The sequence below is a fragment of the Luteimonas cucumeris genome, assembly GCF_007830035.1.
Classification (GTDB): domain Bacteria; phylum Pseudomonadota; class Gammaproteobacteria; order Xanthomonadales; family Xanthomonadaceae; genus Luteimonas_C; species Luteimonas_C cucumeris.
In genome coordinates this window covers 290,865-304,508 of sequence record NZ_VLKN01000003.1, presented here as the reverse complement: position 1 = coordinate 304,508, position 13,644 = coordinate 290,865, and the positions used below count along the sequence as shown (strand labels likewise).

The 13,644-nt window shown below is 65.3% G+C and carries 10 protein-coding genes and 1 pseudogene; 4 read left to right on the top strand and 7 right to left on the bottom strand.

All coding sequences use genetic code 11. The features are described from left to right. Positions 1-112: 112 nt before the first annotated feature. From IP90_RS07520 to IP90_RS07500, 5 genes are all read right to left on the bottom strand, one after another. Positions 113-1,741, bottom strand: coding sequence for a glucoamylase family protein (locus IP90_RS07520; protein ID WP_199753425.1), 1,629 nt, complete (start codon positions 1,739-1,741; stop codon positions 113-115). Positions 1,742-1,807: 66 nt separating this feature from the next. Beyond that, positions 1,808-4,837, bottom strand: a complete 3,030-nt coding sequence (locus IP90_RS07515) for a TonB-dependent receptor (RefSeq protein WP_144898994.1) — start codon at positions 4,835-4,837, stop codon at positions 1,808-1,810. Positions 4,838-4,912: 75 nt separating this feature from the next. Then, positions 4,913-5,935 carry a LacI family DNA-binding transcriptional regulator gene (locus IP90_RS07510; RefSeq protein ID WP_144898993.1) on the bottom strand — a complete coding sequence of 341 codons (1,023 nt, stop codon included), beginning with the start codon at positions 5,933-5,935 and terminating at the stop codon, positions 4,913-4,915. A 176-nt stretch (positions 5,936-6,111) separates the two neighbouring features. Continuing rightward, the gene (locus tag IP90_RS07505; protein ID WP_242007518.1) at positions 6,112-6,408 is read right to left on the bottom strand and encodes a BolA family protein; all 297 of its coding nucleotides are present in this window, start codon (positions 6,406-6,408) and stop codon (positions 6,112-6,114) included. Next, positions 6,405-6,704: a YciI family protein gene (locus IP90_RS07500; RefSeq protein ID WP_144898991.1), complete on the bottom strand. Its 300-nt coding sequence runs from the start codon at positions 6,702-6,704 to the stop codon at positions 6,405-6,407. Before IP90_RS07500 ends, IP90_RS07505 begins: the two co-directional genes overlap by 4 nt. Before the next feature lie 413 nt (positions 6,705-7,117). Between IP90_RS07500 and IP90_RS07495 the strand changes: the two genes are divergently transcribed. The 3 genes and pseudogenes from IP90_RS07495 to IP90_RS07485 all read left to right on the top strand — a co-directional run bounded on the left by IP90_RS07495 (position 7,118) and on the right by IP90_RS07485 (position 10,728). Next, complete coding sequence (locus IP90_RS07495) at positions 7,118-8,038, top strand: segregation and condensation protein A (RefSeq protein WP_144898990.1); 921 nt, start codon at positions 7,118-7,120, stop codon at positions 8,036-8,038. Between the two features lie 176 nt (positions 8,039-8,214). Further along, positions 8,215-8,994: pseudogene (gene scpB, locus IP90_RS16835) on the top strand (SMC-Scp complex subunit ScpB); the annotation flags it as partial. 90 nt (positions 8,995-9,084) lie between these two features. Further along, positions 9,085-10,728: a pseudouridine synthase gene (locus tag IP90_RS07485; protein ID WP_144898988.1), complete on the top strand. Its 1,644-nt coding sequence runs from the start codon at positions 9,085-9,087 to the stop codon at positions 10,726-10,728. A 377-nt stretch (positions 10,729-11,105) separates the two neighbouring features. Here the strand turns inward: IP90_RS07485 and IP90_RS07480 are convergent, their stop codons facing one another. Continuing rightward, on the bottom strand, positions 11,106-11,393 hold the full coding sequence (locus IP90_RS07480; RefSeq protein WP_144898987.1) for a DUF3247 family protein: 288 nt from the start codon (positions 11,391-11,393) through the stop codon (positions 11,106-11,108). A 242-nt stretch (positions 11,394-11,635) separates the two neighbouring features. On the opposite strand from IP90_RS07480, the gene IP90_RS07475 reads away from it, so the two are divergent. After that, the gene (locus IP90_RS07475; protein ID WP_144898986.1) at positions 11,636-12,751 is read left to right on the top strand and encodes an NAD(P)/FAD-dependent oxidoreductase; all 1,116 of its coding nucleotides are present in this window, start codon (positions 11,636-11,638) and stop codon (positions 12,749-12,751) included. 30 nt (positions 12,752-12,781) lie between these two features. On the opposite strand, the gene IP90_RS07470 is transcribed toward IP90_RS07475, so the two are convergent. Further along, positions 12,782-13,579 carry an amidohydrolase gene (locus IP90_RS07470; protein ID WP_144898985.1) on the bottom strand — a complete coding sequence of 266 codons (798 nt, stop codon included), beginning with the start codon at positions 13,577-13,579 and terminating at the stop codon, positions 12,782-12,784. Positions 13,580-13,644: the final 65 nt, after the last annotated feature.

The window sequence follows — 13,644 nt, the reverse complement described above, 5'->3', positions numbered from 1 at the left end:
CGCTCGATCAGCTTCAAGCCGCGCTTCCGCGTTCGCGGAAAGCACAACCAAAGGCGGCGCAGGCAGGCGAAGCCCGAGGAAATCGCAGCTGGCGGACAAGCATGCGACCAGTCTACTTCGGCGGAGCGGGACGCGCGGGTGCCGACTTCTGCGCCGCGGTGCTGGCGGCCCGCGATTCAGCGACGCCGATCGCACGCGCAGCCGCAGCCTCGGGATCGGGTGGCGTGGCTTGCGGCGTTTGGCCTTCCGGCGTCAGCCAGCCGCCGCTGAACCCGGCGCGCTCAAGTCCCTTGCGGATGTGCGGATTGCGCTTCATCACGTTCCAGACGAACTCGTTGCGGTAGTTGGCGATCATGGTCAGGATCGGCCCCTGGTCGATGCCGATGTAGTCGCTCGCCACCCAGCCGCGCCCTTCCACCAGCCGGCCGGTCTTCAGCGGGATATCGAAATCGAAACTTGGGTTGAAGGCATCGAGGAAGCCGTAGCTGGAGTACAGGAACTCGCCATAGCGCTTGTGCACTTCCAGCGTGGCCGGGATCACGATCTCCGGCGCGAACGGCAGCGAGCCGATCGCCGCCGTCGGCGCGACGGTGCCGTCGTCGAAGTCGTCGCGCAGGCCGGCGCCGCGCGCACTGTAGTGGCGGAACTCGCGTTGCTCGCCATTGAAGTACTGCATGGTGCGCTGCGGCCCGTCACTCGCGGTCAGGCCCCAGACGTTCTCGCCGTACTCCTTCCACTTCATCGGGTTCTCGATCGCGTACGAACGCTGCGCGTAGGTCGCGCGCCGGCTGTTCTCGAAATAATCGATGCCGCGGTTGCGCATGTACTGGTCGCGGATGCCGCGGAAATCGATCCAGACATGGCTGTACTGGTGGCCGAAATGCGGCGCGAAGCTCAGGTATTCCTGGCCCTGGAACACGCCCCAGCTCAGGTCGTACGTGCGCGTCCATACTTCCCAGGCATCGGTGCCGACCGGATGCGTCGGCGAAGCCAGCGCCAGGATGTACAGCAGCATCGCCTCGTTGTAGCCGGCCCAGTCGTGCTGGATGAAGCCGCTCTCCGGATACCAGCCCATCGAGATCAGCGGCTTGCGCTGCTGCAGCCAGGTCCAGTCGACGCGCTTGTACAGCAGCTCGGCAAGATCGCGGATTTCCTTCTCGCGCGGATCGTCACGGTCGTAATAGCTCTGCGCGAACAGCACGCCGCCCATCAGCAGCGCGGTGTCGATGCTCGATAGTTCCACCCAGGGCTCGTAGCGATGCCCGGTCTGCATGTCGAGGAAGTGGTAGTAGAAGCCGTGGTGGCCGGTACGTCCCGTGCGCTGCGGCCCCTGCGGCGCATCGCGGAAGAACTTCAGCGTGGTCAGGGTGCGATCCACCGCCTGCCTGCGGCTGACCCAGCCGTTCTCGATGCCGATCGGATACGCGGTCAGCGCGAAGCCCACCGAAGCGATGCTGGCAAACGGGCGCGACGGAAACCGGTCCGGCGTCAGTCCGTTCACCTCATTGGTCGTATCCCAGAAAAACTGGAACGTGCGCCGCTCGATGTCGCGGAACAGGGGAGGCAACTCCGGTGGTGCCGGCTTTGCCGGCGGCGGTGGCGGCGTCTGCGCGATCGGACCCGGCTTGGGCGCGGCGACATCGGGTTTCTGTTCCGGCTCCTGCCGCCCGCAGCCAGAAAGCATGCCCAATGCCAAGGTAATGGAGAACAGCAGCCACAGGCCGCCACCGCGTAGTCTCATGTTTTGGAAAAGCCTCGAATCGAATGGATCAAACCGACCGCCCGTCGCCGGGCGGCGGTCATGCGCTTACCAGCTTGCGCCCATGGTGACCTTCACCATACGGGTCGGCAGCAGGATTGCATCGTCGGTGTCAGCTCGCGTCCCAAACAGCGGGTTCGCGACACCGTCTTCGCCGCGGAAGGTGTTGAAGTTGAGATAGTTGGTGTTGTTGAACAGGTTCAGCACGTCCATGCGCAGGCGGAACTTGATGTCGGTGCCGGTATCCCAGATCTTCTCGGCGGCGACGTCGAACTGGCGCTGACCCCAGGTGCCGGGCCGCGTGGCCGGATCGAAGAAGCAGTCCTGGCCGATGTCGAGGTTGCGCCAGAAGCAGTTGATCGCGTCCTTGGTGATCGCGCTGGTCAAGGTCAGCTTGCCGGAGAGCGTGATGCCCCAAGGCGCATCGTAGATGCCGGTGGCGACCAGCCGGTGCCGAGGAACGCCGACCGAGCGGAGCATCCGTTGCCCGTCCAGGTTCGGGAAGTCAAAGATGAAACTCTCATCGTTCTGGGCCGCGTTCGAGCGATTCTCCTTGGCGTCGCTGAATGTATAGGCCACGGTCGTGCCCCAGCCGGAAGTAGGTGTATAGGGCTTATCCAGGGACAGCAGCAACGAGTTGAGACGGGTCTCGATGCCGTTGTCGGTCAGGATCAGGGTGCCGAAGCCGGGAACCCCGAATTGCGATCCGTCTCCAGGCCCAGCGCCGAAGCTTCGGCCTGGCTCATGGAAACTGCCATCCGGGCGACGATTACCGAGCGAACGGATGATGCCGTCCTTGCTCTGCACGTGCACCAGGGTTACGGAGGTGTTCCAGTCACCCAGCGCGTTGCGCATGCCGAGGCTGAACTGGTCCGAATACGGCGTCTTGAGGTCGTTGTTGATCATCCAGACCTCGGCGCCCTGCCTCGGATTGTCGGCGGCCAAGTCGATCAGGAAGTTGGGATCGAAGAACCGCGGATCGAAATCGAAACAGGTAGCGTTGTCGACCGTGCAGGGGTTTCCCGGCGTATTGAAGCGGTAGCGATAGGTCGGGAACAGCGTCCGGGTCTGCTCGAGCGCGATGTAGTCGAACAGGTTGCGGTCGTAGGAGCGGCCGGCACCACCGAAGATCACGTGATTTTCGTCGGCGAACAGGTCGTAGGAGAAGCCCAGGCGCGGTTGCCAGGCATCCTTGAATGCCTTGCGGTTGCTGCCGTTGCTGATGTAGTCCTCGATGTTGTAATCGGTATTCTGGATGTTGCTCCAGCCGCGCAATGCGGTGACGAGGTCGTTGGGCGTGCGGTAGTCGAGGTAGGCCGGTGTCTTCTCGTAGTCCCAGCGCAAGCCGAGGTTCAAGGTCAGCTTGTCATTGACTTCCCAGTCGTCCTGGAAATAGATGCCGAACTGCTTGTTGGTCGACTGGATGTTGCGGTCGGGCCTGTCGCGCACGCCGGGCAACACGGCGCTGAACTGGACTCGGTAGGGGAAGACATTCGGCGTCAGCAGGCTCTCTTCGAGATCGAATCCGTACTGGGGATTGAATGGCTGCTGCTGGAATTGGTTCAGCTCGACGTCCTTGTACTTCACGCCCATCTTCATGACGTGGCCATCCACGCCGGTGAAGGTCAGGTCATCCTGCAGCGACCAACCTTTCTGGCCTTTGTCCTGGAAGTCCGAACCGCCTCCGGCGTTAAGCACAGCGCGCCCATCATTTCCGTTCTCCACCCCAGTGACGAGACGAATGCCCGGCACCCCGACCGTGATCGGTTCCGGATTGAAGCTGGCGTCCTCGTAGGTAAGGTGCGCGTCGTTGAGCCAGTCCACGCCACTGAATTGCCAGCGCAGGTCGACGCGAAGCTCGTCGTTCGACTTGTCGGTGCCGAACAGGGCGGTGCTGCGGTCGCCGATATTGGTCAACTCGGTTTCGTCGCGGTACTTCGTGGTCAACTCGACCAGGTGGTCGTCGCCGGCCTGCCATGACAGCTTGCCGAAGAAAAGGTCCGAATTGAACGGTGCGTTGGCCGGCCCCAGCAGCGCGCGCAGCTCGGGCGGCAGCGCCGAGGGCGGCACGTTCTCGCCCGGGCTGACCGTGCGCGGCGACCGGTAGTCCTTGGCCTCGTAGGCCATGAAGAAATGCAGCGCGTCGCGGATGATCGGGCCGCTGAACGAAGCGCCGTACTCGAATTCCTTGGAGCGCACCTTGTCGTCGAGACGGATCTCGGCCGGAGTACGGGCGCGCATGTCGGTGACGTTGAAGCTGCTGAATACCGAGCCGTCGAAATCGTTGGTGCCGGAGCGGGTAACCGCGGTCACCGCCGCACTGCTGATCTGGTCGTACTCTGCCTTGTAGTTCGACGTGATGACCTTGTACTCGCCGATCGCCAGCTGCGGGAACGGGTTGCCACGGGTGGCGTCCTGGCCACTGATGCCACCCTTGAGCACATAGTTCTTCTGCCCGACGCCGTCGATGTAGACGTTGATGCCATTGGAATTCTGGGCGCCGCTGCGCAGGCTGGTCGAACCTTCGGTGCCGGTGCTGAAGATCATGCCTGGCACGGTGTCGGCAAAGGACAGGAAGTTGCGCGAAGCCTGTGGCAGCGATTCGATCTGCTTGGTGGAAACGTAAGTGGCAACCTCCGAGGTCTTGGTTTCAACCAGTGGCGCGGCGACCACCGTCACCGTGCCCAGCGTGGTGGCGTCGCCGGTGGCGGTTTCAGGCAACCCGCCGATGCCGAGGTCGAGCGTGGCGGTCTGGCCCACCTGCAGGACGACGGTCTTGGTCGTGGTCAGTCCTTCGTTGGCGGTCATTTCCACCCGGTAAGTGCCGGGGGGCAGTCCAGCCAAGGTGTACTTGCCGGTGGTGCCGGCCACGACCGTGCGACTGTATCCGGTGGAAACATTGATGGCCCTGATGGTGGCGCCGGCGGCCGGTGCCGACTCCACAGACACCTGTCCGCGCAGCATGGCGCCGGTGGATTGCGCCCAAGCACCACCTGCCGCCACGGCCAGGCAACTGGCCAGCGCACCACTCAGCAATTTGCGGTTCAAGCGGATCGTCTTCTGTTCTGGTCTTGTCATGACGTCTCCCCTCCCAGGGCGATGCATAGTTTGTAATCGATTACAGCGGGGGCCAAAAAAATGTGCGGCGATCCATCAGGAGTTCTCAGCCGGTCCGCGGGGGCGGCCAGCGGTGGACTCACGCACGATCAACTCGGGTTGCAGCGAGATCGGAATGGGTGCTGCGCCGTCGGCCGCGATGGCGTCGGACAAGGTGCTCATCGCCTGTCCGCCCAGCTCGGCGATGTTGACGCGCACCGTGGTCAGCGACGGTTGCACGTAACGCGACAAGGGAATGTCATCGAAGCCGGCCAATGCGATCTGTTGTGGCACCTGGATACCGGCCTGCTTGAAGGAGGACAGGCAACCGAGCGCCATCATGTCGTTGGCGGCGAACACCGCATCGGGTTGTTCTTCGGCGGCGGCCAGCTGGCGTCCGGCGGCGTGGCCAGAGGCCTCGTTGAAGTCGCCAGGCAGCACCCACGGCGTCGAGGACGGCAGCAATTCCCCGAGTGCGTCCACATAGCCGCGTTGCCGCTCGCGCGCATCGAAGTTGTCCTCCGGTCCGGCGATGAAGGCGATGCGCTGGCGTCCGCACTCGACCAGGTGCCGCATCATCGCCACCGCGCCGCCATAGCTGTCGACGCTGAGCGAGGCCAGGCCGGCATCGGGCAGATGGGTGTTCATCAGCACGGTCGGCTGGGTCGGCGACAGGTTGTCGGTCAGGTGGCCGCTGTCGCCGATGTAGGGCGACATCAGCAGCAGGCCATCGACGCGGCCGCGCATCGCGCGCAACGCGGCGCCCTGCTCCTCCGGATTGCCGTGGTAACTGGACACCAGCAGGTGGAAGCCGCGCTCGCGCGCGACCTGGTCGACGCCGCGCATCAGTTCGGAAAAGAACTCGCCGTACAGGTCCGGCAGGATCACGCCGATGGTATGGGTGCGGCGGCTGCTGAGGCTGCGCGCGGCGGCGTGGGGGCTGTAGCGCAGTTCACTGGCGACGCGGATCACGCGCAGGCGAACGGCTTCGGCCACGTTGTGGTGGCCATTGAGCGCGCGCGACACCGTGGCGACCGAGACATTCGCCGCACGCGCCACGTCCTTGATCGTCACGTTCACGCGTGGCTCGCCTCTACCGACGGATCGGGTGTGGCCGGAATGTAAACGTTTTCAGCGCAGTGTGTAAAGCAACAGTCATGCTGCAGTCGCAGCATGCTGGCCCGTCGGAAACGGCGCGGAACGGGGCTCACCGTAACTCATCGACCGCTTCCCGTGCAGGAAGTAAAGACGCCCTTCTATAGAGCAGCCTCTTCTGGAGTCTGCGCGCGCATCGACAAGGCATGGATGTCGGTCGTCATCAATTCGCCGAGCGCCGCATAGACCGCGCGATGCCGCGCCAGCGACGACAGGCCGGCAAAGACCTCGCTGACGATCTCGACATGGAAGTGCCCACGCCCGTCGCGGGCGCCAGCATGGTGCGCATGACGGGCGCTGTCGTCGCGGATGTCCAGTTGCAGCGGGGCCAGGGCCACCTCAAGCGCGGTGCGGATCGCCTCGACGCGCTGTTCGCGCGGCAGCGGTTCCGAGCTCACGGCAGCACCGGCTTGAACGGCCGCACGTCGACGCGGTGATAGACGCCTGCAGCGACATACGGGTCGGCATCGGCCCATTCCCGCGCCGCGGCCAGCGAAGGGAACTCGGCGATCACGATGCTGCCGCTGAAACCGGCAGGCCCCGGATCTTCGGCGTCGATCGCCGGGCACGGCCCGGCCAGCAACAGCCGCCCCTCATCGCGCAACGCCGTCAGACGCGAGAGGTGCTGCGGCCTGGCCTGCAGCCGCTGCGCCAGCACGTCAGGGCCGTCGTGGCCTTCGATTGCGTACCACATGCCCTGCTCCCTGCCGAAGAAAATCCGGACGATTGTATCGGGCCCCGATGCACGACCTTCCGCCGATGATCCGGCACTGCAGGCTGAAGCCCTCCTGCCAGGCGACGCTGGCAGGCTGGACACGGTCCATCGCAGCCCGTACCCTTGGGTCCATAGCTTGAGGCCGGACGCAGCGGCCCGTCGCGAATAGGCCTTCCAGGCATACCGACGCTCGAATCGCTGCCCCCGCCGGCCACGCCCGACCGTCTCCTCGATGTCCGTCGCCACCGCATTCCGTGGCGTGGCCGCTTGTGGCGTTCGGGCGGCGTACCGCCCCTGCGACCGGGTTTGCAGGGATCCGTGGTAACGATCCAACGGCCGCGGTTGCCGCGCGCCAACCGCATGTTCAGTGGCCCAGAGGGGGCCGCTTACAGATGACTGCAGAAACCGCGCCAGACGCGACTCACTCCAACCACGCGCCCGTCCACCCGCAGCAGCAGGAAATGCCGTTGGCGATGGTGCTCGGTCAGCCGGTGCTGCAGATCCCGCAGGACCTGTACATCCCGCCGGATGCGCTGGAAGTCATCCTCGAGGCATTCGAAGGCCCGCTGGACCTGTTGCTGTACCTGATCCGCCGCCAGAACCTGGACATCCTCGACATCCCGGTGGCGGAGATCACCCGCCAGTACGTCGACTACATCCAGGCGATGCACGAGCTGCGCTTCGAACTGGCGGCCGAATACCTGGTGATGGCCGCGATCCTGGCCGAGATCAAGTCGCGGATGCTGCTGCCGCGACCGCCGGCCGAAGAAGGCCTGGAGGACGACCCGCGCGCCGACCTGGTGCGGCGCCTGCAGGAGTACGAGCGCTTCAAGCAGGCCGCCGAGGACATCGACGCCCTGCCCCGGCTCGACCGCGACACCACGACGGCACGGGCCTTCGTGCCCGATCGCGCCGCGGTGCGCCTGCCGCCACCGGTCGACCTGCGCGAGATGCTGCTGGCCCTGCACGACGTGCTCAAGCGCGCCGAGCTGTTCACCGGCCACGCCATCAAGCGCGATGCGCTCAGCGTGCGCCAGCGCATGGGCGAACTGCTGACCCGGCTGGGCGATGGCGCCTTCCACCGCTTCGAGTCGTTGTTCGAACCGCGCGAGGGCAAGCTCGGCGTGGTGGTGACCTTCCTGTCGCTGCTGGAACTGGCGAAGGAGCAATTGATCGACATCGTGCAGGAAGCGCCGCTGGCGCCGATCTACCTCAAGTCGCTGGCGGTCGGGGAAGACGGCGACGGCCATGCCGGACTGGAACTGTCGAGCGAATTCGACGACGACGCGCCGGCGGCGAACGACGCGGAGTGAGCAGACACCTCTGGCGCCGTCATCCCGACGCATGCCGGATTTCATTGCTGATTCCGGCACCGAAAGCTTCAGCGGCAACATGTAACCGGCTCGCGCCGGCTACGGCAAAAACAGAATCGCTGGGTTCCCGTCTTCGCGGAACGACAGCCTGAAAGCAACCACTATCAAGAACATCGATGGACCAACAACTCATCATCCGTATCGTCGAAGCCGCACTGCTCGCGGCCAACCAGCCGCTGACGCTGGCGCAGTTGCATGCGCTGTTCCCGGAAGACCAGCCGGCGCCGGCCGACAGCGTCGAAAAGGCGCTGGAGACGCTGCGCGAACAGTCCGCCGGACGCGGCGTGGAACTGGTCGAGGTCGCCTCCGGCTTCCGCTACCAGGTGCAGGCCGACGTGCATCCCTGGGTCGCGCGCCTGTGGACCGAGCGCCAGACCCGCTACACCCGCGCCACCCTGGAAACACTGGCGCTGATCGCCTATCGCCAGCCGATCACCCGCGGCGAGATCGAGCAGATCCGCGGCGTCACGGTCAACAGCAACATCATCAAGGCGCTCGAGGAACGCGAATGGATCCGCGTCGTCGGCCACCGCGACATGCCCGGAAAACCCGAGCTGCTCGGCACCACCAAGGGCTTCCTCGACTACTTCGGCCTCAAGCGCCTGGACGAACTGCCGCCGCTGTCGGAGCTGAAGGATTTCGGCGACCTGGAACCCCAGCTCAAGCTGGATGGCGAACGCGACGCGCTGCCGATCGGCGATCTCGCCGTCGCCAACGCCGATACGCCTGCTGGCACCGATAGCGAGGACGGCATCGATGACGAAGTCGCTGCTGACAGCGGCCGCGATGACCTGGAACCCGCAAGTGACGACGAAACCACCGTCGTCGATTCAGAGAACGAAGAAGAAACCGAACACAGCAACGATCCAGACACCGTGCACGACGACGAAGACGTCGCCACGCACCTTTCCTCCCACCCCGAATCGCAAGACGAATCGAACGACCCTGCCCTCGCCGACGACGGCGACAGCACCCGGAGTATTTGAATGAGTGAGAAAGACACTCCCAGCAACAAGAACACCGGTAGCCGCAAGCTTTCACTGAAGCGCGGCGCCGAACAGAACAACGACAGCAGCCCGCGCCTGGAAGAGCGCCTGCACAAGGTGCTGGCCCAGGCAGGCCTGGGCTCGCGGCGCGCGCTGGAACAGCGCATCGCCGACGGCCTGGTCAAGGTCAATGGCGAAGTCGCGCAAACCGGCATGAGCATCGGCAGCGGCGACAAGGTCGAACTCGACGGCCGCAGTTTCGTCGCCAGCGCGCTGACCGAACCGGCACGCGTACTGCTGTACAACAAGCCCGAAGGCGAAGTCACCACGCGCGAGGATCCCGAAGGTCGCCCGACCATTTTCGAGGCGCTTCCAGCCCTGAAGGGCGCGCGCTGGATCGCGATCGGGCGATTGGACATCAACACCACCGGCCTGCTGCTGCTCACCACCGACGGCGAGCTGGCCAACGCGATGATGCATCCCTCGTTCGAGGTCGAACGCGAGTACGTCTGCCGCGTGCGCGCGCCCGAAGGCATGGAGACCGTGCCGGACAACATCGTCGACCGACTGCGCCGCGGTGTGGCGCTGGACGACGGCCCGGCCAAGTTCGATGACATCGAGCGTATCGGCGGCACCGACTCGCACGACTGGTTCCGCGTGCTGCTGAAGGAAGGCCGCAATCGCGAAGTGCGCCGGCTGTGGGAATCGCAGGGCTGCCAGGTCAGCCGCCTGAAGCGCATCCGTTACGGTTCGGTCGCGTTGCCGCAGCCGCTGCTGCGCGGACAATCGCAGGAGATGGCGGCCGACAAGGTCGAGATGCTGCGCAAGGAACTGAAGCTCGAGGAAGGCCCGCCACCGGCGCTGACGCTGCAGCCGGTGATCGGCCAGCGCAAGGCCGCCAAGTCCACCGTGCATCTTTCCGGCGAACGCGCGCATGGTTATGTCGGTGGCCACAACACCGCCGACGAGGGTCGCGAACTGCGCCGCTTCGACCATGTCCGCGAGGACCGCGGCCGTGGCCGCTTCGGCGCCAGGAAGCCCCATGGCGGCCTGACCGTGAGCGGCGAAGCGGCCGCCAAGCAGGCGCACAAGCCGTTCAAGCAACGCGCGCACAAGGGGCCCAAGCCGTTGCCGGAAGGCAATCCGGCCGCGTTCCGTACCTGGTACGTACCGGAAGGCGTCGACACCGGCCCGACCGGGCATCGCAATGCCGACGGCCAGCAACGCCGCGGACCGGGCAAGCCTTATGGCAACAAGCCCGGCGGCCGGCCCGGTGGTGGCCCACGTCCGGGCGGCGCCCGCAGCGGCGGGCCCGGTGGCGGCAATCGTCCGTACCGCGAAGGTGGCGCCAACCCCAACGCCGACCAGCGCGGACCTCGCGGACCTCGCGGCCCCGGTCAGGGCCAAGGCCAGGGCCAGCGGGCACCGCGTCCGTACGGTCATCCCGGCAATGCGCCGAGCTTCCCGTCCGACCATGCCAACCCCGGCAGCTTCAATCCCTATGGCGACCGGCCGCGCAGCCCGCGTCCGGCCGGCAACCGTCCCGGCGGGAATCGTCCGCCCGGTGGCCCGAAGGGACCGCGTCCAGGTGGCGGCAATCGCGGCCCGCGCAGCGGCGGACAGGGTCACGGCGGCAATCGCTGAGGATCGCAGTCATGAAGAAAAGGGCGCCCCGGCGCCCTTTTTTGTTTCGGAATCAACAGAACCGCGACAGGAACCTACTAAGCGAGTGCCTTAAATCTCTCTGTCATCCCGAGCGTAGCGAAGGACCTGTTTTTTTACCCGTCGTTCCTGCAAGCAGACCCCTCGACACGCTCGGACGACAAGATTCACCCAACCAGGACCGCCAGCGCACGCGGCGAACACGACAGTCCCAGCGCCAAGGTCAGTGCGATCAGGAAAGGAAGCAGCGGATGTCGGGTGGCTGTTTTCATGAGTCCTCCTCCGGCGCATCGGCCTCCTGGAATCATCCGCAGCGAGGCAATACGGATCGCTTTTCCGCCAGTCCGCGTCGAGGCTGCCTACGCCGAGCCTGTCTGGTGGACTTCCAGGATCTCGTCGAGCCACAGGTAATGGGCGCGCTGCGGATCGTGCGCATCGTCGATGCGCACCAGCCCATTGATGCCCTCCTCACCCGCATCGTCGTGGAATATCTGCACGGTGGGGCGAGCGGAGACCACCCCCTCCACCTTGCTGCCGTCGATCAGCACCAGCGCGACCTTGGCTTCGTCCGGCAGCTGCGTGGCGCGCGATTCCAGCAGCGCGATATCCGCCTGGTCCGTATAGACGCATTCAGCGAACTGGCCCATGACATCGACTCCACGATGAACCCACGCCTAGGGTCCACGCGCGGGCGTAATAGCAAGGTGAGCCCACCGTTAGCGCATCGTCGATGCGCGCCGGCTTCGCATCGGCTTCACATTGCGCCCATCGTGCGCACGCGGCGCGGCATGAAACTACGGCCGCTTCGGCGCTCCTATTCACCCCTTACCCCAGCGATTCGTTGGCCCAATAGGTGCGGCTGAAATTCCTTCTAACTTCATGGCAGCCGATGGCGAAAACAAACGGACATCCTGACTGGGACCTGGTGGTGGTCGGCGCCAGCTTCGGCGGTGCCGCCTGCGCGCTGGCGGCGTCGCAGTACGGCCTGCGCGTGTGCGTGATGGAGCGCAAGCGCGATCCGGGCATCAAGCTCCACACCACCGGCATCATCGTCAAGGAAGCGGCGGAGCAGACCTGGCTCAACCGCATGCCCGCCCACCTGTTCCGGCGCGTCGAAAGCGTGCGTCTGTACGCGCCGAACCTGCGCAGCCTGTCGCTGCGGGCACCCGATTACTACTTCCTGACCACCGACACGCCCAACCTGATGCGCTGGCTGGCCGACGAAATGCGCGCGCAGGGCGTCGACCTGCGCCTGCAGCAATCGTTCGTTTCCGCGGCACATGAAGGCAACGGCTGGCAAGTCGCCGGTGTGGGCAGTACCCGCTACCTGGTCGGCGCCGATGGCGCGAAGTCGCGTGTCGCGCAACGCGCGCGGCTGGGGCGCGTGGAGGACTTCCTGTACGGCGTCGAGCATGAATTCGCCGGCGCACGATTGCGCGAACCCGACGCCCTGCACTGCTTCATCAGCAGGCGCTACGCGCCGGGCTACATCGGCTGGGCCACGCAGAACCCGACAGGTGTACAGGTCGGACTGGCGCTGCGGCATCGCAACGCGGGCACGCACGGCCCGGACATCGAGGGTTTCCTGGAACGCATCCGCGCATCGATCGGCCTGTCACCGGAAACGACCGCCACGGCCACACGGGCGGGCCTGATTCCCTGCGGCGGACCGGTGTCGCCGTTGTCCTCGCCCGGCGTGATGCTGGTAGGCGATGCGGCCGGAATCGTGTCGCCCGTCACCGCAGGCGGGATCCATTCTGCCTGGCGGCATGGCTGGGCCGTGGGCGAAGCGATCGCGAAGCACGTGCGGCACGGCGCTCCGCGGCCGGAGCCGGTAGCGGTCGACGCTGCGCCACATTTCCGGATCAAGCGCGCGCTGCGTTTTGCCTACGACCATCTGCAGATGGACTGGCCGTTCAACCTGCTGCTGGATTCGGCGCCGCTGCGCTGGACCGCCGAGCAGGTGTATTTCCACGGCCGCGGCGATCGCTCTGCCCGGAATTGAACGCTCGTTGCAGCGCGGAAATGTCAAGCGTCAGGTGAGTTCGAAAGAATCCCCATCCAGCATCGCCGGGAAGCGCTCGCGATGCGCGGCCAGCTCGGACGCCAGCAGCGTGGTGGTGACGACCACTTCCTCGTCGGTACATTCGCTGACCGGATTCCCGAGGAAATCGATCACCGCGCTGTCGCCGGCGTAATGCAGGCCGTTGCCATCATCGCCGACGCGGTTGAGGCCAGCGACGTAGCACAGGTTCTCGATCGCGCGCGCGCGCAGCAGCGTCTTCCACGCATAAGCGCGCGCCGCCGGCCAGTTGGCAACGTACAGCAGCAGGTCGTAATCCAACCCGTCCTTGCGCTCGACGTCGTAACGGTTGCGCGAGAACACCGGGAAACGCAGGTCGTAGCAGACCAGTGGACAGATCCGCCAGCCCTTCCACTCCACCGTCAGCCGCTCGCGCCCACCGGCATAGCGTTCGTGTTCCCTGGCATAGCGGAACAGGTGGCGCTTGTCGTAATGCTTCAATCCGCCATCGGGCGTGACCCACAGCAGGCGATTGAACACGCCTTCGTCGGCACGCAATTGCACGCTACCGCAGATCGCCGCATCCAGGCGCCGGGCCTGTTCCCTGAGCCAGTCCACGGTCGGACCGCCCATGGTTTCCGCCTGCTCGATGGCCTCGTTGCTGAAACCGCTGGTGAAGGTTTCCGGCAGCAGCACCACGTCGGTGATGCCGTGCAGCGGCGCGATCAGGTCGCCGTAGTACTCGCGGTTTCCCGCCGGATCGTGCCAGCGGGTGTCGCCTTGGACGAGGGAGATGCGGAGATTGTTCATCTGGGAAGCCGTGATTGGTGATTGGTGATTAGTGATTAGTGATTAGTGATTAGTGATTAGTGATT

Bases quoted from the DNA above. Each gene is read 5' to 3' on its own strand.
- IP90_RS07520 (WP_199753425.1), bottom strand. From the start codon at position 1,741: ATGAGACTACGCGGTGGCGGCCTGTGGCTGCTGTTCTCCATTACCTTG.
- IP90_RS07515 (WP_144898994.1), bottom strand. From the start codon at position 4,837: ATGACAAGACCAGAACAGAAGACGATCCGCTTGAACCGCAAATTGCTG.
- IP90_RS07485 (WP_144898988.1), top strand. From the start codon at position 9,085: ATGAGTGAGAAAGACACTCCCAGCAACAAGAACACCGGTAGCCGCAAG.
- IP90_RS07495 (WP_144898990.1), top strand. From the start codon at position 7,118: ATGACTGCAGAAACCGCGCCAGACGCGACTCACTCCAACCACGCGCCC.
- IP90_RS07500 (WP_144898991.1), bottom strand. From the start codon at position 6,704: ATGTGGTACGCAATCGAAGGCCACGACGGCCCTGACGTGCTGGCGCAG.
- IP90_RS07470 (WP_144898985.1), bottom strand. From the start codon at position 13,579: ATGAACAATCTCCGCATCTCCCTCGTCCAAGGCGACACCCGCTGGCAC.
- IP90_RS07475 (WP_144898986.1), top strand. From the start codon at position 11,636: ATGGCGAAAACAAACGGACATCCTGACTGGGACCTGGTGGTGGTCGGC.
- IP90_RS07480 (WP_144898987.1), bottom strand. From the start codon at position 11,393: ATGGGCCAGTTCGCTGAATGCGTCTATACGGACCAGGCGGATATCGCG.